14 protein-coding genes are annotated in these 22,553 nt (G+C 54.7%); 11 read left to right on the top strand and 3 right to left on the bottom strand.

Features of this window, described 5'->3' with window-relative positions; all coding sequences use genetic code 11:
* Positions 1 to 64 precede the first annotated feature (64 nt).
* Both ABD971_RS25430 and ABD971_RS25425 read left to right on the top strand, forming a co-directional pair.
* Positions 65 to 1,096, top strand: coding sequence for a methyltransferase (locus ABD971_RS25430; RefSeq protein ID WP_345326694.1), 1,032 nt, complete (start codon positions 65 to 67; stop codon positions 1,094 to 1,096).
* 146 nt (positions 1,097 to 1,242) lie between these two features.
* The gene (locus ABD971_RS25425) at positions 1,243 to 1,602 is read left to right on the top strand and encodes a DUF2185 domain-containing protein (protein ID WP_339938553.1); all 360 of its coding nucleotides are present in this window, start codon (positions 1,243 to 1,245) and stop codon (positions 1,600 to 1,602) included.
* Between the two features lie 78 nt (positions 1,603 to 1,680).
* Here ABD971_RS25425 and ABD971_RS25420 read toward each other — a convergent pair whose 3' ends face one another.
* Positions 1,681 to 5,460 carry a glycoside hydrolase family 2 TIM barrel-domain containing protein gene (locus ABD971_RS25420; RefSeq protein ID WP_345326693.1) on the bottom strand — a complete coding sequence of 1,260 codons (3,780 nt, stop codon included), beginning with the start codon at positions 5,458 to 5,460 and terminating at the stop codon, positions 1,681 to 1,683.
* 234 nt (positions 5,461 to 5,694) lie between these two features.
* Here ABD971_RS25420 and ABD971_RS25415 point away from each other — a divergent pair, with 234 nt between their 5' ends.
* From ABD971_RS25415 to ABD971_RS25395, 5 genes are all read left to right on the top strand, one after another.
* Positions 5,695 to 6,771 carry a Gfo/Idh/MocA family protein gene (locus ABD971_RS25415; RefSeq protein ID WP_345326692.1) on the top strand — a complete coding sequence of 359 codons (1,077 nt, stop codon included), beginning with the start codon at positions 5,695 to 5,697 and terminating at the stop codon, positions 6,769 to 6,771.
* A gap of 65 nt (positions 6,772 to 6,836) precedes the next feature.
* The gene (gene pta / locus ABD971_RS25410; protein WP_345326691.1) at positions 6,837 to 8,927 is read left to right on the top strand and encodes a phosphate acetyltransferase; all 2,091 of its coding nucleotides are present in this window, start codon (positions 6,837 to 6,839) and stop codon (positions 8,925 to 8,927) included.
* Complete coding sequence (locus ABD971_RS25405) at positions 8,924 to 10,051, top strand: acetate/propionate family kinase (RefSeq protein ID WP_345326690.1); 1,128 nt, start codon at positions 8,924 to 8,926, stop codon at positions 10,049 to 10,051. Before pta ends, ABD971_RS25405 begins: the two co-directional genes overlap by 4 nt.
* A 129-nt stretch (positions 10,052 to 10,180) precedes the next feature.
* Complete coding sequence (locus ABD971_RS25400) at positions 10,181 to 12,022, top strand: alkaline phosphatase D family protein (protein ID WP_345326689.1); 1,842 nt, start codon at positions 10,181 to 10,183, stop codon at positions 12,020 to 12,022.
* Between the two features lie 26 nt (positions 12,023 to 12,048).
* Complete coding sequence (locus tag ABD971_RS25395; protein WP_345326688.1) at positions 12,049 to 13,026, top strand: alpha/beta hydrolase family protein; 978 nt, start codon at positions 12,049 to 12,051, stop codon at positions 13,024 to 13,026.
* 15 nt (positions 13,027 to 13,041) lie between these two features.
* On the opposite strand, the gene ABD971_RS25390 is transcribed toward ABD971_RS25395, so the two are convergent.
* Together ABD971_RS25390 and ABD971_RS25385 are read right to left on the bottom strand one after the other, a co-directional pair.
* On the bottom strand, positions 13,042 to 14,865 hold the full coding sequence (locus tag ABD971_RS25390; RefSeq protein ID WP_425571370.1) for a response regulator: 1,824 nt from the start codon (positions 14,863 to 14,865) through the stop codon (positions 13,042 to 13,044).
* Between the two features lie 566 nt (positions 14,866 to 15,431).
* Positions 15,432 to 15,677, bottom strand: coding sequence for a hypothetical protein (locus ABD971_RS25385; RefSeq protein WP_345326687.1), 246 nt, complete (start codon positions 15,675 to 15,677; stop codon positions 15,432 to 15,434).
* A gap of 1,224 nt (positions 15,678 to 16,901) precedes the next feature.
* Here ABD971_RS25385 and ABD971_RS25380 point away from each other — a divergent pair.
* The 4 genes from ABD971_RS25380 (at position 16,902) to ABD971_RS25365 (ending at position 22,063) form a co-directional block, all read left to right on the top strand.
* On the top strand, positions 16,902 to 18,995 hold the full coding sequence (locus ABD971_RS25380; RefSeq protein WP_339946934.1) for a hypothetical protein: 2,094 nt from the start codon (positions 16,902 to 16,904) through the stop codon (positions 18,993 to 18,995).
* A gap of 251 nt (positions 18,996 to 19,246) precedes the next feature.
* Positions 19,247 to 20,032, top strand: a complete 786-nt coding sequence (locus ABD971_RS25375; RefSeq protein WP_339946933.1) for an enoyl-CoA hydratase/isomerase family protein — start codon at positions 19,247 to 19,249, stop codon at positions 20,030 to 20,032.
* A gap of 69 nt (positions 20,033 to 20,101) precedes the next feature.
* Complete coding sequence (gene cysC / locus ABD971_RS25370; RefSeq protein WP_345326686.1) at positions 20,102 to 20,782, top strand: adenylyl-sulfate kinase; 681 nt, start codon at positions 20,102 to 20,104, stop codon at positions 20,780 to 20,782.
* Between the two features lie 27 nt (positions 20,783 to 20,809).
* Positions 20,810 to 22,063 carry an MFS transporter gene (locus tag ABD971_RS25365; protein WP_345326685.1) on the top strand — a complete coding sequence of 418 codons (1,254 nt, stop codon included), beginning with the start codon at positions 20,810 to 20,812 and terminating at the stop codon, positions 22,061 to 22,063.
* Positions 22,064 to 22,553: the final 490 nt, after the last annotated feature.

The raw sequence follows: 22,553 nt of genomic DNA, 5'->3' as shown, positions 1-22,553 counted from the left end.
ACCGAGATCGCTTGTTGACCGAGACCGCTTGTACGAGGCCGCTTGGATCGGGGGGGACGCTCTTTTGACCACGAATCACCCTGCGGATCCGTCCGCGATCTTGCAAACCGCGTTTGCTTTTTGGCACTCCAAAGTGCTGTTAACGGCAGTCGAGTTGGGAGTGTTCACCAAGCTCGGCGATCGTCACGTCACCGGCGTTCAGCTTGGCGCCGAATTGGGATTACACCCACGCGGTATTGCCGACTTTTTTGACGCCTTGGTGGCGATGAAGTTTCTTTTTCGCGATGGCGACGGCCCAACGTCAACGTATTTCAATACGCCCGAAGGGGCGTTGTTTCTTGATGAGGCGAGTCCCCGTTACATCGGCGGTATCCTTGTCATGCTGAATTCGCGGTTGTTCAAATTCTGGAACGATCTTCCCGAAGCGTTGCGGACGGGGAAACCACAGAATGAAATCAAGCACGGTCAAAAAGGGATGTTCGAGGAACTCTACTCGGACCTTCCGCGCTTGGAACAATTCATTGGCGCGATGACGGGGTTGTCGCGGATCAACTTTGAGGCCTTGGCTGAAAAGTTTGATTTCTCGAACTACCAGTCACTCTGTGACGTGGGGGGAGCGAGCGGATTGCTGTGCATCGAGGTCGCCAAGAAACATTCGCATCTGCAGTGCACAAGTTTTGATTTGCCTGCGGTCCAACCGATCGCTCGAAAGCATATTGCGGCATCAGGATTAAGTGGTCGGATTGATACGGCTGGGGGTGACTTTTTCAATGACCCGCTGCCCAATGCGGACGTGATGACGATGGGCATGATCCTGCACGACTGGAATCTTGACAAGAAAATGCACTTGATTCGTGCCGCTTACGACGCGTTGCCCTCTGGCGGTGCGTTGATCGCCATCGAAGCGTTGATCGATGATGCGCGTCGAGAAAATGTGCACGGGCTCTTGATGTCATTGAACATGTTGATCGAGTTCGGTGATGCTTTTGACTATTCGGGAGCCGACTTCCGCAAATGGTGCGAGGAGGTCGGGTTTCAACGTTTTGACGTGATCCCCTTGGCGGGGCCTTCCAGTGCGGCGGTGGCCTATAAGTAAGCGGAACTGCCGGGGCAATCAATGTTCGTGCCAGCCAAACTTGGCCCCCGTCGCCGCTTCGCTACAATAAAGATTGAATTGCACGATTCAGTGCAACGGGGCCGTGTGCCCCACGTCATTCACCAATATCTCGATAAGCTGCCGCCGTGAAAAAAAAGTTTGCCCTCTCCGCTGCCGAAATCCAACCACTCGCTGAGGGATTCGGAGGTTGTTTTGCTACGGATGCCATCACGGTCGATGGAAATCCGGTGGGGTACATGTATCGCGAGGAAGCGGATTTTGAAGAAGACAGTGGCTGGCGATTCCTGGCGGGAGTCGAATCTCAAAAGTACCTCGATGACGCCAACAATACCGGCATCTACGACGTCAACGAAATCGCCAACTTTGATCCGGACATCATCCCGCTACTTGATTCACCCGAAGGTTCTGCGTTCGAGCGGGATGAAGAAAGCGGAGCGTTTGTTGCCGTTTCGGAAGACGACGACGACGATGATGACGAGGATTGATCACCCCCACTTCCTCGCGTACGACTTCATCACTTTTGCTGCGGTCGCAGCAAATGCTTAGGGCATGATGGGCAATGCTTAGGGGGTGATGGGCGAGATCGTGAACTCGTAGTGCAGCGGTTTGTCACCAGGGATCGTATACTCGGCGTGCGTACGTGCTCCCCAGGAATTGTCGCCGCCGACTCCCTGCAGTTTGGCGTCGATGCTAATCAAATTGAAATCGCGACGTGGTAATTGATGGGGATGAGACGCAGCTTCGACGTCCTCGATCGTGAACGGCCACGCACTCACGCTCAAGGGTTGATCGCCTGTGAACTTCAGTCCGCGTCCTGATTTATCAACGAGGGTGATCCAGCGCACATCGGTTCGGTTGCCCACGTCCTGAGTCCGGCAATACGGATGCACCATCTTGTCTACGCTTGACTGATAGACGGCGATCTCGCCGCCGGTTTTCCGATCCCAGTATGTCTCTTGTGGGCCGCGGCCATACCACTTCACTTGGTCCATCGCTTGGGGCAATTTTACTTGCATGCCAAAGCGCGGAAGCAGCGGCCGTTTCCCGCTACCAGGATCGTAGTCCGAGACAACGTGGATGTTGCCACTCGGGAAAATTGCATATCGCAGCGTCAACCGAGCATTGCCGACCGGCAGGCTGGATTCCGCGACGATTTCGACTTGGTTTTTCTTTTCGTGCACGGTCATCTTGGTTAGCGTCCGTTTGTCGGCCGCGTTCCGCCACTCGCCCAGCCGAATCAGGTAGTTATTGCGATATTGGTTGTCGTTAGGGGCTTTCCAAAATTGAGGCACTAGCGGCCCCGTAATCAGGCTGTGTCCGTCCACCTCGAGCGAGCTTAGTTCTCCGGTGTTTGCGTTGAACGTGGCGACGGTTTGATTCGCAGTCACTTTCACTTGTGTCTCGGTTTGGTCAACCACGACTTTTTCGCCGTCCACTGCGTCGGTGGTCGAGTTCGCTGCCGGGGACTGCAACGCAAATTGCTCCCATGCGATCCGGTGGCCGGCATCGGCCCAAGGGACTGCGGCGGGTAATTCAAACGAAATCGTCAATAGATTTTCACCGATCTTGTCGTCCAATCCGTCCACAGGCAACGTAATTTGTCGGCTTGTTAGCGGCTCGATATTCAATCGGTCGAGCGTTCCAGAGCGAATGGCGTCGCCATCACGGCGGATCACCCAATGAGCGACAAATTCGTTCAGATTGGTGAATAGAAACTTGTTTTTGACTTCGAACTTGCCTTGGGCCAAATCGACCGCAGTCACCTTGATGTTTTGATGAACCTTTTTGACTTCCCAGATATGGGGATTGAGACGTCGATCGGGTTGGACAAGTCCATTCATACAAAAATTGCCATCGTTAGGCTGGTCTCCGAAATCACCTCCGTAGGCAAAGAACGTGTCGGGGCTGTTGGCTGGTGGCGGCTGCTCGCGGGTCTTCGTTAGATCGAGGTCCAAAACGAGTCCTTGTGTGCTCCGCTGCTTTACGGTCGCGACTTCGTCGGCCGACAATGCTCGATCGTAAATTTTCGCTTCACGAATCGGTAGCGACGTCACGCGATTGATGACTTCTGAGTTGCGACCAATGTTGACATTAAAAACACTTGGACTGACGTTGCCTTGTAACGCCTTTTCACCCACTTGTTTTCCGTTGACGTACAGTCGTTGGTGGTTGCCGTCGTAGGTTGCCGTGATGCGATTGAGACCATTGTTGAGCTTCGCGTCCGCGTAGGAAACGCTCAATCCTTTCCACGCATCGGTGTACAGCGTAAAGTTGATCCCGCTGCCATCAAGCCGCAGTAGGTATTGATGGTCGCCCTTGGAAATCAGCGGGCAATAGACCGACGCGTGGTTGCCGTAAAACACCGCTTCGAGTGTCAGGGCTTGGGTCAACTGCAAGGCGTCGGATCGGTCGACGACGACCGCTCCGGTGACTCCTTTTTCCGCATCGACATCACCGAGGACTTTCGCGGTTTGGTCTGGATTCTGTTGATCGGCCACGACCCAAGTGGCGGGGATCGGTTTACGAAGGCCTTGGTCAACCCAGTCCCAGATGAAACCGCCTTGCAAGTGATCGTGAGACTCGATCGCGTCCCAGTAATCTTGGAAATTGCCGACGCTGTTGCCCATCGCATGAGCGTATTCACACAAGATCAGAGGACGGTCGGGATTGTTTGATGCGTACTTGACGATTTCGTTGATGCCGGCGTACATCGGGCAACGAATATCGGTGTTTCGGTCACGGTAACCCGCTCGTTCGTACTGGACCGGACGCGATGGATCACGTTGTTTGATCCAGTCGTAATCGGCCATGAAATTCACGCCGTTACCGGCTTCGTTACCGAGCGACCAAATGATTACCGACGGATGATTTTTGTCACGCTCGACCATCCGTACTGTGCGGTCCATATGGGCTTTGCCCCAAGCGGGATCCTTGGCGAGTGATTCACCGCCGTAACCCATTCCATGCGATTCAATGTTTGCTTCATCGACCATATACAATCCGTATTGGTCACACAGATCATACCACTGCGGGTCATTGGGATAGTGGCTGGTGCGGACTGCGTTGATGTTGAACTGCTTCATCAACTTGATGTCTTCAATCATCGAGGCGACCGAGACCGTGTGTCCCGTGTCGGGATCATGTTCGTGCCGATTGACGCCTTTTAAGTAGACGTATTTGCCGTTGATATACAGTAGGCCTTGTTTAATTTCGACCTTGCGGAAACCGACTCGCGAGGTCGTCACTTCGATGACTTTTCCCTGGTCATCCTGCAGCGTCAAAAGCAATCGATAAAGGTTGGGTTTCTCTGCTGACCAAAGCTTCGGCGCGATGACTTCTTTCGTTAACGTTCGGTTCGTTGAACTGTTGGCGGGAACCTTTCCTGACGCAATCACATTGCTAAAGACCGTTTGATTGCGATCATCGATTAGTTCGGCTTCGACCGTGAAGCTCTGCTTCGTGTCGTTTGCATTGGCAATTTCGATATCCACCGACAATTTTGCGTCTTTGTAATCCGAGTCCAAGTCGGTATGCACAAAAAAGTCACGTACTTGTAGCGGGGCTGCAGACCACAGAAAGACATCGCGAAAGATTCCACTGAGTCGCCAAAAGTCTTGATCTTCCAGATAGCTGCCGTCGCTGTAGCGATAGACCTCCACGGCCAATGTGTTGTCGCCTGGTTTTAGATAAGACGAAATGTTGAATAGTGCAGGGGTGCGACTGTCCTGGCTGTAGCCAACCTTTTCGCCATTGACCCACAGGTAAAACGCCGAGTCGACACCGCCAAATTGCAGGAACGTTTGGCGATCCTTCCAATCGTCTGGGATCGAAAACTGTCGGCGGTACGATCCGACCGGATTGCGTTGCTCAAAATTAGTGAAGTGTTTGGGCGGCTCGCCCATCACGCGAGGCGGATCTTTTTTAAACGGATAGGGGATGTTGGTATAAAGCGGAACGCCATATCCATGCATTTGCCAATTGCTCGGTACCGCCAAATCATCCCAGTTCCGGACGTCAAAATCGGGGCGGAAAAAATCCGCAGGCCGCTCACTCGGTTGTTTCACCCAGTTGAATTTCCAGATCCCATTGAGGCTTTGGAAATAAGGGGTCGCCTGTGGAGTCGCCTGTATCGCACCCGCACGATCGGCAAACGGCAGCGAGGTGGCACGCGGCGGCTGCTTGTTCCGCGAAACAATCTGTTCGTTCTCCCAGTCGTGGGGTTCTGCGATCGCCGGAGTATTCCAAAAGCAAAGACAGGCCACACAGGCGGCCAATAGGATCGAGCGAACGAGAGGTTTTGTTCGCGGAGAGTTGCCTCCGTTGACTTGCGTTTCAGAAAGCATCTTGGTCTCACTCTGGGGTTTCAGCGACAGGAGAATCTTTTTAACTCAGAAGCGGCAGATCGTTGACGGCTTGGACGCCGCGGTGCGTTTTCGGGGTTGGTTCAGTCTAACGGAATTGCGATCCACTCGCACATTGAGGGCATTGCAAAACGCTACAATAGATCGTCGTTCACGGTGACGCCGGTGACACGATTTTTTTCCATCCCCCACCCTCTTGCTGTTAGTGTTTCGGACATGGCTCGATTTAAAATCGCGGGTATCAATTTTGACCATTTTCATATGGGTGATTTGTTGCGTCAGGTGCACGAGCACCCTGACGCCGAGATTGTCGGATTGTGCGACGATGATCCTCAGCGAATGACCGATGCGGCAAAGGCGTTTAGCGTTTCGGAGAATCAAATTTTCACTGATCATGTGCAGTGTCTTGAACAAACCAAGCCCGACTTGGTGATCCTCTGTCCCGCCGCATCGCATCATGGCGAGTGGGTTGAAAAAGTGGCTCCGTTTGGCTGCGATATTATGGTGGAAAAACCATTCGCTGCCTCGCTCGCCGAAGCCGACCGGATGATCGCGGCGACGCAGGCCTCGGGAAGTCGGTTGGCGATCAATTGGCCGTTGACGTGGGTTCCCGCTCATCGCACCAGCAAGCGTTGGATCGACGAAGGCAGGATTGGTGATGTGCTCGAAGTGCATCACTATGGTGGTAACCGTGGACCGCTATGGCACAGCGCTGACAAAGTGGAACGCACCGCCAGCGAAGTCGAACGCGAAAAGCCGAAAAGTTGGTTCTATAAACAGAGCCATGGCGGCGGTTCACTGCTTGATTACGCCGGTTACGGAACCACGCTGGGGACGTGGTTCATGAATGGTCGGCGTCCAATCGAAGTCAGCTGTGTGGTGGATCAACCCCAAGGACTCGAGGTCGATGAACACAGTATCACGATCGCACGCTACGAGACGGGATTGTCGAAGTTCGAAACCCGCTGGGGCACCTTCACCGACCCCTGGACACATCAACCGCAACCCAAATGCGGCTTCGTGATTGTGGGAACCCGAGGAACGATAGCCAGCTACGACTATACCGATACGATTCGGGTTCAAACCGAAGCCTGCCCCGCCGGTGAAGATGTCGCAGTCGACAAATTGGCCCCGCCTCTACAAAATCCAGTTCAGTACATGCTGGATGTGATTTCACGCGGGGGGCAAGTCGAGGGGCCGTTGAGTCCTGAAATCAGCCGGATCGGTCAACAAATCGTCGATACTGCCGTGCAGAGCGCGAAAGCACGTGCAACGCTGCCGCTGCTGGATTAGGCAGTTCTTTATTGCAATTCCAGTTTTAGATCCCCCTTGCATTTCTCTTCCCGCAGCAATTTGGTATGCCCGACAGTCTCTATATTGCGACGAATGAAAACGCGACCGGAAAGCGAATGGTTGCCCTTGGCGTGATGGAATTGGCGATGCGTCGCTTTGACCGCGTGGAATTTTTTCGTCCCGTCGTTCGCACCCACCCGAGTGATGATCAGAGCATTCGCTTGATGCGATCGCGATACCAGATCACAACGGCCCCGGAAGAGATGGCGGGGGTGACGCGAATCGAAGCACGCCGGATGTTGGCGGAAGATCGGTACGACGCGTTAATCCAACGAATACAACAACAATTCAAACACTTGCAAGAGACCTGTGACTTTGTGGTTGTCGAGGGGACAAGTTTTCAAGGATTGGCGCAAGAAATCGAATTTGAATTGAATTCGGATATCGCAGTCAATCTTGGCTGCGCGATCATGCCTGTCTATTCGGCGCGTGGGAAAAGTGTCGAAGACTGTATGCAGTCGATTTACATTGGTAACGACAGTATTACGGACCGCGGCGGACAGGTGATTGCCACGGTGCTAAACCAAATCGATGCTGCGAATGAATCGGAATTGCGGTCGGCCTACTACAAGACATCGTCGGCTTCCCAAGCCCCCTTGTACATGCTTCCTGAAGAACCGCTGCTACGTCAACCGACGCTTCGCGAGATCCAAGTGGGACTCAATGCGACCAAATTCAGTGGTGATGAAACAACATTCGATCGCGAGGTGACTCGATTGAAAGTCGCTGCAATGTTGTTGCCGGACTTTCTCGAGCGTTTGTACCCGTCGAGTTTGGTGATCACGCCGGGGGATCGCAGCGATATTTTGGCGGGCTGTGCACTGGCCTCTCTTGACGCCAATGGGCCCTCGCCCGCAGGCATCTTGTTAACCGGCGGGATGTTGCCACCGCTGGCGGTCCAGCAACTAATTTGCAATACGTCCGGCATGCCTGTTTTGTTGACATCGGTCGATACGTTTACCGCGGCAACCGAAGCATCCAAGATTCGCGCGGAAATTGGCGAACATTCGCCTCGAAAAATCGATTCCGCACTCGGACTGTTCGAACAGTACATCGACGCCGAGGATCTTGCCACGCGGTTGCAGGCCCCCGACACGCACCGCGTCACTCCGATGCTGTTTGAATACTCGTTGATTCAACGTGCCCGCGAGAAGCGGGCGCGCATCGTGTTGCCCGAGGGAAGCGAGCCTCGCATTCTGCAAGCGGTCGATGTGCTTCGCCGCCGTGATGTTGCCGATATTGTCTTGCTGGGTGACCCCGTTGCGATTCGCGCTGCGGCAAGTCACGTGGGGGTTGCGATTCCCGAAACGGGCGTGGAGATCATTGATCCCAAAAATTCGCCGCTTCGCGAATCCTTTATTCGTGAATACTTTGCGATGCGAAAGCACAAAGGGGTGACGATGGACGTCGCGAGTGATCGCATGCTCGAAGTCAGTTATTTTGGCACGATGATGGTCGAAAAAGGACTCGCTGGCGGGATGGTCTCGGGATCGATCCATACCACCGCGAATACGATTCGTCCCGCTTTTGAATTCATCAAAACGCGTGACGGTGTCGGTTGTGTGAGTAGCGTCTTTTTGATGTGTCTAAAGCATGACGTGTTGGTTTACGGTGACTGCGCGGTGATTGCGAATCCGACTGCGGATCAACTCGCTGAAATCGCATCGAGCAGTGCCAACACGGCGATGCAATTTGGCATCGAGCCACGTGTCGCGATGCTCTCGTACTCGACCGGCGAAAGTGGGCATGGCGAAGATGTTGAACGTGTTCGCGAGGCGACTGCGATCCTGAAACGCAAACGCCCCGAACTGCTCGTCGAAGGCCCGTTGCAGTACGACGCGGCGATCGATCCCGCCGTGGCGGCCACGAAATTGCCCAGCAGTGCCGTCGCCGGACGTGCGACCGTGTTCATCTTTCCTGATCTCAATACCGGCAACAATACCTACAAGGCGGTCCAGCGATCCGCCGGTGCAGTCGCAATTGGTCCGGTGCTGCAGGGGTTGCGAAAACCTGTGAACGATTTGTCGCGAGGGTGTACCGTGGCCGATATCGTCAATACTGTGGCCATCACTGCGATTCAGGCTCAAGACTCATGAACATCCTTGTCTTTAACGTGGGCAGCACCACGCTGAAATATGCCTGTATCAATTCAGCCTCGGGAAAACGATTGACCGAGGGGCTGGTCGACCGCATCGGTCAAGTCGGCGGTGACGCGGCGGATCATCTGACGGCCGCTCGGATCGCGTTGGATCGGCACAAGGATCTCGATCTGGCTGCAATCGGTCACCGCGTGGTCCAAGGAGGCGATCGATTTGCGGTGCCGACGGTCGTCGATGAAAATGTGCTGGTGGAACTCGCAACGCTCGACACCCTTGCGCCGCTGCACAATCCGTCGGCGCGGGCGGTCATCGAAGCCATGACAGCGTTAAAACTTCCGATCCCACAGGTCTTGGTTTTCGATACGGCTTATTTTGCGAGTTTGCCGCCCAAAGCCTACCGCTATGCGATCGCCACATGGGCATACACTGAACATGGCGTGCGTCGCTACGGAGCGCACGGCACATCACATCGATACGTGACTGAACAAGCCATCAAATACCTTGATGCAGCAACGCGGCCAAAACGTATCATTTCGCTGCATCTCGGCGGCGGCGCCTCCGTGACGGCGTCAATCGATGGCGTTGCGATCGATACATCGATGGGGATGACTCCGTTGGAAGGGTTGGTCATGGCGTCGCGGACCGGTGACATCGATGCGTCGGTGCCGCTCTATCTGATGCGGCAAACAGGCATGTCGGTGGACGAAGCGGATGCCCTGCTCAACAAACAAAGTGGTTTGCTGGGACTTTGCGGTGATGTGGATATGCGAACGGTCCTGACCCGTCGAAGCCAAGGCGATGCCACTGCGTCGCTAGCGATTGAGATCTACGTCCACCGGATTTTGAAATACGTCGGTGGCTATTTCGCAATTCTGGGCGGACTCGATGCCTTGGTCTTCACCGCGGGCGTTGGTGAGAATGCTGCCGAAATACGTGAACTGATTGCGGCACCGCTGGCCCATCTGGGGATCGTGATTGATACCTGGGTAAATGAATCGCCGTGGGACAAACGGTCGATCCTGGATCTGTCACATCCCTCCGCGACCGTTCGCACGTTGGTGGTAGCGACCGATGAAGAGCAAGCGATCGCCAAACAGGTTTGCGAACACCTGTTTTCGTAGTCTGCGGCGAGCGTCGATGCGGGCTGTGCGGCCGACCGCGACCAATGGAACTCACGAGACAGGTGTGGGCGAGTATGATGATGAGCAGCGTTCCTGTTCACTTCTTTCCATCATGCACCGCCGGACACCATGCTACGCCCCCACTCTTTTCTGTTCTTGGTCGCACTCATTGTTGCTGGATTCGACGCCTCGACCGCGCTGGCCGAACGCGACCCGATTCGGCTGACGCATGGCCCGATGCTCGGGATGTCGACGGATCACAGTGTCAAAGTTTGGGGGCGGACTTCGGATCCCGGTTCGTTTCGGGTTCAGTACGGCACCGCAGCAAATGCTTTGGATCACATCAGCTCCGCTGCCCAAACACGCATCGAGAATGACAACACCGGCGTGGTGGAGTTGACGGATCTGCAAGCGGACACACAGTACTATTACCAAATTGTTGTGAACGAGCGGCCGCACGGACTTCCCGGTTCTTTTCGTACGCTGCCAAGTGCTGACGATTCACGCAACCCAGAACACAATCCTGATGGCTTGTTCAATTTTCGCTTTCAAATTGGATCGTGTGCGAACCAAAATCCACTCAATGGCATCGGTCATCGCACCCCTACTTACGAAACGCTAAACCGCGACTGGGCCGACAAAGTCCATTTTCACGTGATGAATGGCGATTGGCTTTACGAGGAAGAGCGAGAGTATCCTGTCGAAGCTTGGCGTTTAACCCAAGGCATCAAGCAGGTGCCTAGCGTTGTCGATGTGATGCCGACCATCGTGGGTGTGTGGGAGAATTACAAGCTGTATTTGGAACGTGGCGTTGAGATGGCGGCGTGGCACCGCAACATGCCCAGCTTGTTCACGTTTGATGACCATGAACTTATTAACGACATTTGGGGCGCCGCGGAAACGGGCAAGCGGCATCGCCGGGCTGTGTTTCGTGATATTGGCACCCAGGCCTGGTACGACTATCTCGGTTGGGCGAATCCCGTCGAGCACTCGCAGCCCGTTCACTTTGGCAAAGCCGAGATGAAAGCCGGCAGCGACTTGTTGGTCGATACTCATACTGATTTCACCGCGTTGCCGCTCGATCGAATGTTGAGTTTGCATGTGCATTGGGGCACCAAAGAAGCGGGCACTGATGATATGCAGTACGACAACGACGAGGGGCATAAAAATTCATACGTCTATTCGATTCGCGAAGTCGTCGATGCACATACGTTGCGGTTGCACATGCCGGCGAAAGTGGACGGCAACGTTAGTTACTCAATCGGTCGACGAAGCTATGGAAAGTTCCGCGTCGCGAATTGTGAATTCTTTCTTTTGGATACCCGAGGCGATCGCGGTATGCACGATATCACTCAGCGTGACAAACCTGATGTCTCAATCCTGGGGCTACCGCAACGTGAATGGCTGCTGCGGAGCATGCAAGAGAGTGATGCTGATTTCTTCTTTGTGATTTCAACCGTTCCCTTCATGATCCCGCACAGCGGGGCGGGCGGTTACGAGGTTTCGGGAAATAAAGAAGAGGCTTGGACCGGGTTCTTCCACGAGCGTGAATTGTTGATCGATGCCTGGGAAAAGATGGGCAAGAAGGTCTTCGTGATGACCGGCGACTTACACAACAGCTTTGCAATCAAGGTCACGGACAACGTTTGGGAGTTTTGCTGCGGACCGCACAACAGCGTCAATCATGTGCCAAAACTCGACGAAAGCGATCGTCCGGCAACGGGGAAATTCAAGTTCGGGCCACGCGAATGTGACATTCGCTGGAGCTCGTATATTCTTGACGACTTGCCGCGGCTGCAGCGGCTGTACCCGCATTTTTGTGTCGTGCAAATCAACAATGTCTTTAACATGCCCAAGAAGCTGGGCGGCAAACGCTTGGTTGCCTACCCGCATCCGCAGGTGATCTTTCAGTACTATGATGGTCGAACCGGTGAACTTGATTACGCCGAAGCCATCTCGCTTGATCGATAGTTTTTCAACTCAGAGAGATTTCTGCCATGAGACTCGAATTGAATTGGTTTGCAGGATGGTTGGCGTGCTTGCTGTTGGCGAGCTCCCCGATTGCGATGGTCCACGCCAAGGAAAGCACGACTGTGATACAAATGGAATTCGATCCGATCGACAAGCAGCGTGATCGCACGGTTCCGCTCAGGATCTATGTTGCAGAACGAGACGCCCCACAGCCGGTGGTGTTGTTCTCGCACGGACTCGGCGGTTCACGCGAGAACAATCGTTATCTGGGCGAACATTGGGCCAAGGGGGGATTCGTCGGTGTCTTTATGCAGCATGCTGGTAGCGATATTGAAATCCTAAAGTCAGGATCATTAAGCCAGCGTTTTAGTAGGTTAAAAGATTCGGCGAATGCCAAGAACGCAACCGACCGCTACACCGATGTTTCGTTCGTGATCGATCAATTGCAGCGATGGAACACGCAAGCCGAGCATCCATTATTCGGCAGGCTGGATTTGAATCGGATTGGGATGAGCGGACATAGTTTTGGTGCCGTGACGACGCTGGGGGTTGCCGGTCGCCGCTTTATCACTCGCAATCATTATCACGAGCCACGCATCGATGCTTTTTTTGCGATGAGCCCTTCTTTGGCAAAGGGAATCTCGGCAGAGAATGCGTTTGGCAAAATTCGTTATCCCGTGTTGTGCATGACCGGCACCCATGACGACAGTCCGATCGATCCGCGAACCACGCCGGAATCACGGCAAGAAGTGTTCAAGGCGCTTCCCAGTGGAGATAAATTCCAGTTGGTTTTCGATGAAGGTCATCACTTCACCTTTGGCGACACGCCACGGTTACGCGCTCGCAATCGCGATCCAGATCATCATCCCGCGATCCAGAAAATTAGTCTGGCGTTCTGGAATGCCTATTTGCTCGAAGACGTCGAGGCGAAGAAGTGGCTGGAATCGGAAAATCCCAAATCCGACGGGACGCTAAAACCAAGCGATGATTGGCAGTGGAAGTGAGCCGCTGAGGGGGCTTTAGCTGGGATCCGAAGGAGGATTGCCATCGGAGTGTTGTTTTGACTCCGCTGGCTCTTCCATGTCCACGGGTTTCGGAGGCACGACGCCGCTGGCTTTGATTTCTTCGTTGAAATCGAGAATGGTTTTGACCACGTCGATCAATTGGTCCAAGCGGAACGGTTTGAACAGCACGCCTTTGGCATGCAGCCCGTTTTGACGTGCTTTGACAATCGAGTGTCCTGGGTCGTAGCCAAACCCCGTCATCAAAACCATCGGGACATAGTCCATGATTTTGCCCAGCCGCAGCATCAATTGATACCCGCTGTAATCGGGAAGCTTGATGTCGCTGATAATCACATCGTAGATGGTCGAATCATCGCTGCCGCGAACCATCAACACGGCTTCATCACCTTTGTGGGCGGTCTCGACGATACATCCGTAGCGTTCGAGCAGCTGATGCGCGTCCTCGCGGACCTGTTCATCGGCATCGACAACCAAGATTCGCTTGCCGCGTAGCGAGACGTGATGAGCCGACTCGCCCCCGACTGGAATCGCTTCGAGCGGCGTCATCCGCTGGCCAATCTGTTGGATCGTTTGCTTGATGTCGCGAGCATTTCGCAAAATCCGCTTTAACCGATCGACGACCTCCGAGCTGTGACCGATGTATTGTTCCATCACGTTGACGGCATCGTTCAAGATTTCGTCTACCGGAAGAGCCACCGCTCCGTGAATCGCATCGCAGCTTTGCTGAGCGGTATTGGCCTTTTGGGCAACCAGTAGTTCCAGCGTGTTCAGCGCGAACGCAATGTCACGAGCAAAGATTTCGAGGAACTGCAGATCGCTATCGCCAAATGCATTGATCTCAGGACTCTCGATATTGATTGTTCCGAGAACCTGGTCATGCAGCATTAGTGGCACGGTCAACGAACTGCGTGAATCCGCTACCCCGGGGATGAACAAAGGATCGTTGACGACGTCGTGGCAAATGTAGCTGACTCCACTGGCGGCCACGTATCCAGTAATCCCGTTACCTTGCGGATGAGCGATCAGTTGTCGATCCGCCGCGTCTTGGTCGATCCCGACGCTCAGCAGCGGCATCAAGTTCCCGGTGGCTTGTTCGAGCAAGCGGATTTCGATGATGTTGAAGTTCAGCAGGTTGCTGAGGTAATGGCGAATGTTTTCCTTCAACAAGTCAATTCGCTCATCGACTTCCATCATGAAGATTTCGGTCGGGCGAAGATCGGCGAGTTCACGTCCCGCCTGGTGAATCGCTGCCAACTTGTTTTGCTGCAGTATTTCTTCGGTGATGTCGCTGACCGTCACCACTAATTGGCGGCTATGGACCGGATGCACCATCGGCGCCGCATGAACCTGAAAATAGCGGCTGTCTTCGGTGTGCAGCGTGCTATTGCTCTCGTCGCCCGTGGCAAGTGCAGTGTGAAACGGGCAGAAATCGGGCCCCATGATTTCGGGGTTGGACAACATCTCGTAGAAGTTCAGACCCACCGAGGGTTCGCTGCGGCCGGACCATTCCACTAAACGGCGATTGGCCCACAACACTCGCAAGTCGGAATCGAGTAACGCCACTCCCTCGGGCATATCTCGCAGCATGATGCCGCTTTGCGAAATGCCTCGCAGTTCGCTGATCTTGGGCAATTGATCGCGGGCAATCCAAACACCTTCGATCGAGGGATCGTCCAGCTGATCCACCACCGCCACCGACGTATCAACCACCACCACCTCTCCCTCGACGATGTCCGCCGGAAGTGTGTCTGGGTCGCCAATACAAATCAGTTTGCGAGGCATGGTTGGATTCTGTGTTGTTTGTGTCGATCGATTCATCGATCTTTCCCTCACCCACTCAGATGAACGTGCACTGTATTATATGTTCGTCAACACGCACCGTAAGCGATTCGTCTTCCGAATCATCGCTCCGACCTCCACTCGCTTGAACGCGAAGTCGAAGCTCACGGATCCGGCGTCTCGCTTTTCATAAGGACTAATCGATGGAATCGTATGATCCGCGAAATCACCTCACGTGGAAAGCCACTACCGTGCGTCCTGTCAACTGAAAGTCATTTTCAGCTGGCAGATCACTCCACTTTTGCAATCGTTCAAATTGCCCCCCATGCTCGACGTGGCCGTTACCGGAAAACGGACGCTACCCGAAAACTCGCCACCACGATTCTGAGTTTGGCAACTCTTCACGTGTTCATATTGCCTAGCCGTTCACTATCTGGATTGCATCATAAAGAATCGATGACGTTTTGTCATAGAGAGATATCCCCCGGTGGGCATTACGGCACACTTTTCGCCGTCCACGTCCGAACAAGATGCTAAATCGCTTCATTGTGAAGCGGTCTGCCACCCGCCAATGATGAAAATCACGCGTTTTGCGATGCTTCACGTCAATGGGCTCCTGGTCCGACTTGCCCGACCATTTGCTTGGGCCGCCAATTCGCTTGCTCGGTTCCCCCCCGCCGCTTCCCGCCCAGCCCGCTTCCCGCCCAGCCCGCTGGCAAATCGGTACTGATCGAAACAAGCGGCAATGGCCCAAGCAATAGCGGCCCGAGCAATAGCGGCCCGAGCAATAGCGGCCCGAGCAATAGCAGCCCGAGCAATGGCCTGCCTGCAAATGTGTCATCCCGATTCACCCGAAGTGGCGTGGACTAACGCCACTTCCATCGAAGTCGCCAGCGCTAAACTCGGAGGCTCGACTGCGGAGCCTCGTCGTGGGAACTGAGTTCATTAAAAAATGCGGCGGCGATGTCCGCCGCTGTCGTGGCCGGCTCGCCCCATCGACGTCTTGCCCGAATGGTTGCTGCCCGGTCGACGTCCCGCCCGGCTGGTTCTCACGCAGCTGGTTTTCGCCCGGCTGGTTTTCTTGGGTATCGCCATCGGCATCTGGATCTTCGACGCTCGCGGAGGTCTTGCTTGATCGGCCGGCGACGGCATTGGCCCACTACCAGTCTCGCCCTACTCACGATGACCGTGCCCTACTCATGATGACGCGGTGATGCAGTTCAATACTGCTGATCCATGACCGACCCCAATGCAGCACATCATCGCGACCTTTGACGGACTCCCTTTAGCGCGGCAAAGGGAAACCGATGGGGATCCAAAGAGACCTCTTGGCGGATTGCTTCACGCTCGAATCTCGACTGGATCTCCACCTTCCTGACCGCCTCAAAAAAACTACCGATGCATGATGTTGTTCGAGTGTCGGCTGGACCAGGAAACATCGTCTGTCAATCGACGATTCATCCTGATGATGACGAGGCGGTGAATGGTCTTCGTCGATCCCTACATGCGTATGCCTGGCGGCATCCGAAGTCTAGTGGCAAACAGTTCAAAACCGCGTGTCTCACACGGCGGATACCGATGACACAGAATCCTCAACGACAGCGTTTGTTTTTAAAATTGCAAAGGATTTTAAAAAAAGGATTGAGTTCTGTTTTGTGCGATTTAAACTTGGAAGCTAATCAAACACTTTGGTCGATTTCAGACCGTCCCGATAAACACTTAGGTCCCCTTCTTTTGCGAGCGTTTTTCGCCGCCCATCGAATCGCACATTAATCCCACACATACATTCTTATTAGCATCGGATTGCAGGTTATCGCTTCACATACTCTTTGGCTCGCTTAGACGACAAAGTGTGCGGCACAGTGACCCCAATTTGATGTCAATATTTGTATGTAAGTATACTATTTCACGATTCGGGACCTTTATTCAATAAGTAATCGTTGACAGTGGGATTGCACAGTTTAAATTCAACGTCTCAGGGCGATAGGTTCGCCCACTTTACGCAGCCGTTAAAGCTCCTCGTTTTTCTTCTGTTGCCTCACAGGCTGTGAGACGTATTTGGAGGGTTCCCCAAGATGAAAGCTCAAATGCTTAAGTATGTATTTGGACTGATTGCGACGCTCGTGTTCGCAGTAAATGTCCAAGCAGGATGTGGTTCATGTGGCGGCTGCGAGAGCGGCGCCGGATGTGTTTCAGGTGGCGGTGTCGCCATGGGTAGCGGCTCGGGCGCCGTTTACGCAGGCGGTGCAGATGCTTGTGGCCCTGCGGTTTCGTATCAAACGCAAACCGTCATGCGTTCACAGTATGTGACCGAAACACGCATGGTTCCAACAACGACGTACCAGCGTCAAACGCAGACCCGTATGCGAACTGTTACTCGCCAAGTTGCACGCGTTGAAACGAAGCAACAAGAGTACACCGTGATGGTGCCTCAGACTCAGACTCGTACGGAAACGTACAACGTCCAAGTCAGTGTGCCATACACCGAAGAAGTGCCATACACCGTTCAGGTGCCTGTCACGACTCAGGTCGAACAAAGCTACCAAGTATCGGTACCTTATACCGAAGAAGTAGAACAGACCTACACTGTGAACGTTCCTTATACCGAGAACGTTGACCAGACTTATAACGTTTCAGTTCCTGTTACTGAAACTAAAACCCAAACGTACATGGTTAACGTTCCTTACACCGAGCAAGTGGAGCAGACTTACACGGTATGCGTTCCAGTACAAAAGGTGCGTGACGTTTCCTATCAAGTATGTGTTCCTTACACCGAAACGGTAACTCAGAACTACACCGTTAACGTGCCTTACACCGAGACCATCGAGCAGCCTTACACGGTTTCGGTTCCTCACACCGAGCAAGTCGAGCAGACCTATACGGTTTCGGTTCCTTACACCGAAGAAGTCGCTCAGACTTACCAAGTTCGCGTTCCTGTTCAGCAAACGCACACCGCTTACCGTACTGTTAGCACGTGCGTTCCTGTGACCTCGATGCGAACTGTGACCCGCGATATGGGTAGCTACCAATGTCAAGCGGTTCAAGTCGGTGGCGGACATTCGCACCGTGGCGGAATCATCGGTGGCGGCCTGTTGGGCGGTCATCGTCACGGCCATCACGGTTGTGGATCGTGCTGCTGCTGCAAGCCTGTCTCGACATGTGACAGCGGTTGTGACAACGGTTGCGGTGGCGGCGGCGTTTCAGCCGGTGCGGGATGCGGTCCTCAAATCGCTTACCGTCGCGTTTACGTTCCTAATCCTGTGACGACCGAAGTTCCTTACACGACCTACCAACGTCAAACGACTCAGGTGCCTTACACCTACACGACGACTAGCTACACCTGCGAAACCAAAACTCGCATGGTGCCTGTGACTCGTATGCGTGCCGAAACTCGCACTCGTATGGTCAATGTGACCAAGTACACGACCGAGCAACGCACTCGTTCGATCCAGGTCACAAAATGCCGTCAAGAGACTCGCACTCGCGAAGTTCCTGTGACTCGCACTCGTATGGAAACTCGTACTCGCCAAGTTCCTTACACGGAAATGGTCAACGAGCAACGTACTCGTATGGTCACCGTACAAAAGTGCCGTCAAGAAGAACGTACTCGTGAATACAACGTCACGAGCTACCGCACCGAGACTCGCACTCGTAGCGTTCCTGTGACTCGCATGAAAACGGAAACTCGCACTCGCAAGGTGCCTGTGACCAAGACTCGTCTTGAAACGCGTACCCGTACGGTTCCTCAAACGACGATGACCACCGAGACCCGCACTCGCACGGTCAACCGTACCCGCTTGGAAAACCAAGAGCGTACTCGCGAAGTTAACTACACCGTCAATGTTCCTGAAACTCGTACGCGTTCGTACAACGTCACCGTTTACGACACCGTTCAGGAAGAAGTGCCAGAAACCTACACCGTGTGCGTTCCTGTGCAATCGATGCGTGAAGTTCAAGTTCGTGTTTGCCGTCAAGTTCCTACGACGGTTCAAGTTCCTGTTTACGGTGGCGGTAACGGCGCTGGATACGGTGCTGGAGCCGGCTACTCGACCGGAGCTGGTTGCGTCAATTGCGGTGGCAGTTCATCTTCCGCTGTCTACAGCGAAGGTCCTGTTGCAGCACCTGCACCCATGGCAACAGGCGCTGGTTGCGTCAACTGTGGTAACTAAGCAATCGATCCAGTTGCTTAACGAAAACCTCTAGCGTCGCAAGGCGTGAGAGCAGAAGGAGCCCCGGAGAACCTAGTTCTTCGGGGTTTTTTCGTTCACGCTTCCGCTCTCTCTTTCGAGCGAAACGTATCGATCAGAGGGGCTGCAGCGTCTGAGCTTGCCGCGGGTAGCACGCGGCGGTCGGTTCGGCGATGATAACGTAGGCCTTGCCTGTTTTTATTCCTGATGGCTCTTTTCTTCAGAGCGATTCAATGCAACACGTCGAAATCAAAATCCACGGCGCCGTCGCCACGGTACTGATGGATCACCCGTCACGGCATAACACGCTGAGCCCGACGCTGATCGAAGATCTGCGGACCGCATTTTCCGACCTCCACCAAGAAAAGCGAGTTCGTGCGGTGATTCTCACCGGCGGTGGCGAGCACTTCAGCAGCGGAATCGACCTGAGCGTGCTCAGTGCGATCTCGGCGATGGCGGTTGATGAGTCTCAGGGCGAGTTGTTTAAACTATGGCAACGTTATGCGGAGCTGCTCGAGCAAATTCTCCGCTTTCCAAAACCTGTGATTGCTGCGGTCGATGGGGCCGCAATTGGGGCGGGGCTCGGAATTGCCCTCGCCGCCGATCTGTTGGTGCTTTCCGAGCGGGGCGCGCTCAGTGCCGAAGCGACCCGTCGTGGTCTGGTCAGCGGTGCCACGGGCGCGTTGATTTCATTTCGCTTTGGGGCTGCCACCGCGGCTCGGATGCTGTTAACCGGCCAAGTGATCGATGCCGACGAGGCCTATCGCTTGGGGATGTGTCCCAAGCCGGTCCCCTCGGCTCAGATTTGGGTGGCGGCGTCCGAATTGGCTGCGGCGTGTGCCGAGGCGCCTCGCGAAGCGGTGCAGGCAACCAAGCGACTGCTGAACGAGTGCGTTGGTGAAATGCTGCTTAGCCAAATCGCCGCCGGAACGGCCTATAGTGCAGCAGCGTGCTCGACCGAATCGGCTAAAGAAGGCGTTGCCGCATTTCTAGAAAAACGAGACCCCGAATGGCGGTGAACCGCCTCGGCTGGCTTCAGCTTACCGATTAACCATCCCACGATTTAAAACGAAAACCATTAGCGACAAATGACAAATCCCTCTGATATTGTATGGCACGAACAGACCGTCGATCGCGCCGCACGCGAAGCGAATCTTAGCCAGCGCGGCGTCGTTGTTTGGTTCACTGGATTGAGCGGGTGCGGTAAAAGTACGGTTGCCAACGAGCTAGAACATCAGCTGAACCAGCTCGGACGCGCGACAATTTTGCTCGATGGCGACAATATCCGCCACGGTTTATGTGCGCCCCCGAGCGGTTTGAAAGAAGAGCACGGCGAGGAGTTTGCCAACCGCTTTGGACTCGGTTTTGGTGCAATCGACCGCGAAGAGAATATTCGCCGGATTGGTTCGGTCGCAGCACTGATGGCATCCGCAGGGCTGATCACATTAACCGCGTTTGTCAGTCCTTATCGCAGAGATCGTGATCGAGTGCGAAAGATCGTCGAGGCGAGCGGAGCCGTCGGGGACTTTCTTGAAGTGTTCGTCGACACTCCGCTTGAGATTTGTGAAGCTCGCGATCCCAAAGGGTTGTACAAAAAAGCGCGAGCTGGCGAGATCAAGAACTTTACCGGGATCAGTGATCCGTACGAGTCGCCTGAGCAGCCGGAAATCCATCTCGCCGGCCACGCCGAGGCAACGCCGAGCGAGCAGGCTGCCGAAGTGTTGGCTGAATTGACTCGGCGTGGCATCGTCGCGTCATCCGCCCGCTGAGGTTAAGCGGCGGATACAATCGACCGCATGGATCTTCTCGCCACGCCGCCACGCCGTAAAGTACTGTTTGGACTGCTCTACCTGAGCGAAGGAGCTCCGATTGGCTTCATCTGGCTAGGATTGCCGACTCGCTGGCGAGCGATGGAGATACCGGTGGATCAGATCACATGGCTGATGGCGTTGTTGATCATGCCGTGGACGCTGAAATTCTTGTGGGCGCCGCTGGTCGACCTGCTGCGTGGTCCGCGATGGGGTTTTCGCCACTGGATTCTCGCCAGCCAATCGGTGATGGCGATTGCACTGCTTCCTCTGCTGTGGTTGGATGTTCGTGAGCAGTTTTCGGCGGTTGCTGCGTGTCTATTGTTCCATGCTTTTGCCGCTGCAACGCAGGATATCTCTATCGACGCGCTGTGTGTGAATGAATCGCAGCCCATCGAGCGAGGCTCGCTGAATGGATGGATGCAGTGCGGGGTGATGGTGGGGCGAGCGGCAATGGGGGGCGGGTCGTTAATTTTGGAACGCTATATCGGCTTTGCCGGAGTCGTTGGCGTTTTGATCGCTCTGATTATGGTTTCGGCGCTCGCGTTGACGAGAGCAAGGGAGAGCTCCATCGGTTTCGCCGCGGCTCTTGCGATGGAAGCGGATGGTGCCAAGCAAACTGCGTTTTTCATGCGACTGCGGACGCTCGCGAGCGAGCTGTTCACCGCGATTCGGACGGGAGGGATGGGACGAGCCTTTCTGTTCGCGTTGTTTGCCCCGGCCGCATTTAAATCGCTCGAAGCGGTACTGGGCCCGTTGTTGATCGATCATGGCTATAGCGAGTTTGCGGTCGGTCAGTTCACGGCGACGACGATGATTGGCGCAATGATCGTCGGTTCTCTTTTTGCCGGACGCATTTCGCGGCACGTGCAAGGGACGCGATTTGTCGCGACCGCCTTGATCGTCAACCTGGTCGCAATCGTTTCGCTGGCGGTCGTGGATCGGTGGTTAGAGGGGCAAAAAGGATTTCACATTCTCGTGCTTTTGACGGCAGTGGCCTTCACGATCGGTTGGCTAACAGTGGCTCTTTATCATTGGCTGATGAATTTGACGTCGCCAAAGTTGGCTGCTACTCAATTCACCGCATTTATGGCGGCCACCAATGCTTGCGAGGCCTGGTCCACCTCGCTACTAGGCAGTCTGCAAGTCCGCCTGGGATACCCCGCGGCGATCCTGATTCTCTGTGTCATTTCGTCCGCCGCGATTGTGCTACTCGTTCCAGCCAAAAAACAGCCAGCGTGAGCACAAGAATTAACCTCCCCTGTGGGGAGGTCAGAGTCGGCGGTAGCCGGCTCTGGGTGGGGCTCGGAGTGTTAGTGGTGGATCGTGCAAGCATGGTTTCACCACCCTCCCCGGCCGCATCCCTGCGGCCGGCCCTCCCAGGAGGGAGGGTAAATTAGAATTCACCTCCCCTGTGGGGAGGTCAGAGTCGGCGGTAGCCGGCTCTGGGTGGGGCTCGGGGTGTTAGCGGCGGACGGTGCAAGCATGGTTTCACCACCCTCCCCGGCCGCATCCCCGCGGACGACCCTCCCAGGAGGGAGGGTAAATTAGAATTCACCTCCCCTGTGGGGAGGTCAGAGTCGGCGGCAGCCGACGCTGGGTGGGGCTCGGGGTGTTAGCGATGGACGGTGCAAGCATGGTTTCATAGCCCTCCCCGGCCGCTATCGCGGCCGACCCTAGTATATGATCATTGTGGTGTTTCGACCGGTTTTCACGTCGATTCGCTGTGATG

Source organism: Novipirellula rosea (assembly GCF_039541335.1).
Classification (GTDB): Bacteria; Planctomycetota; Planctomycetia; order Pirellulales; family Pirellulaceae; genus Novipirellula; species Novipirellula rosea.
The sequence above is the reverse complement of the archived record's forward strand: the minus strand, read 5'-3'. Positions and strand labels throughout refer to the sequence as shown.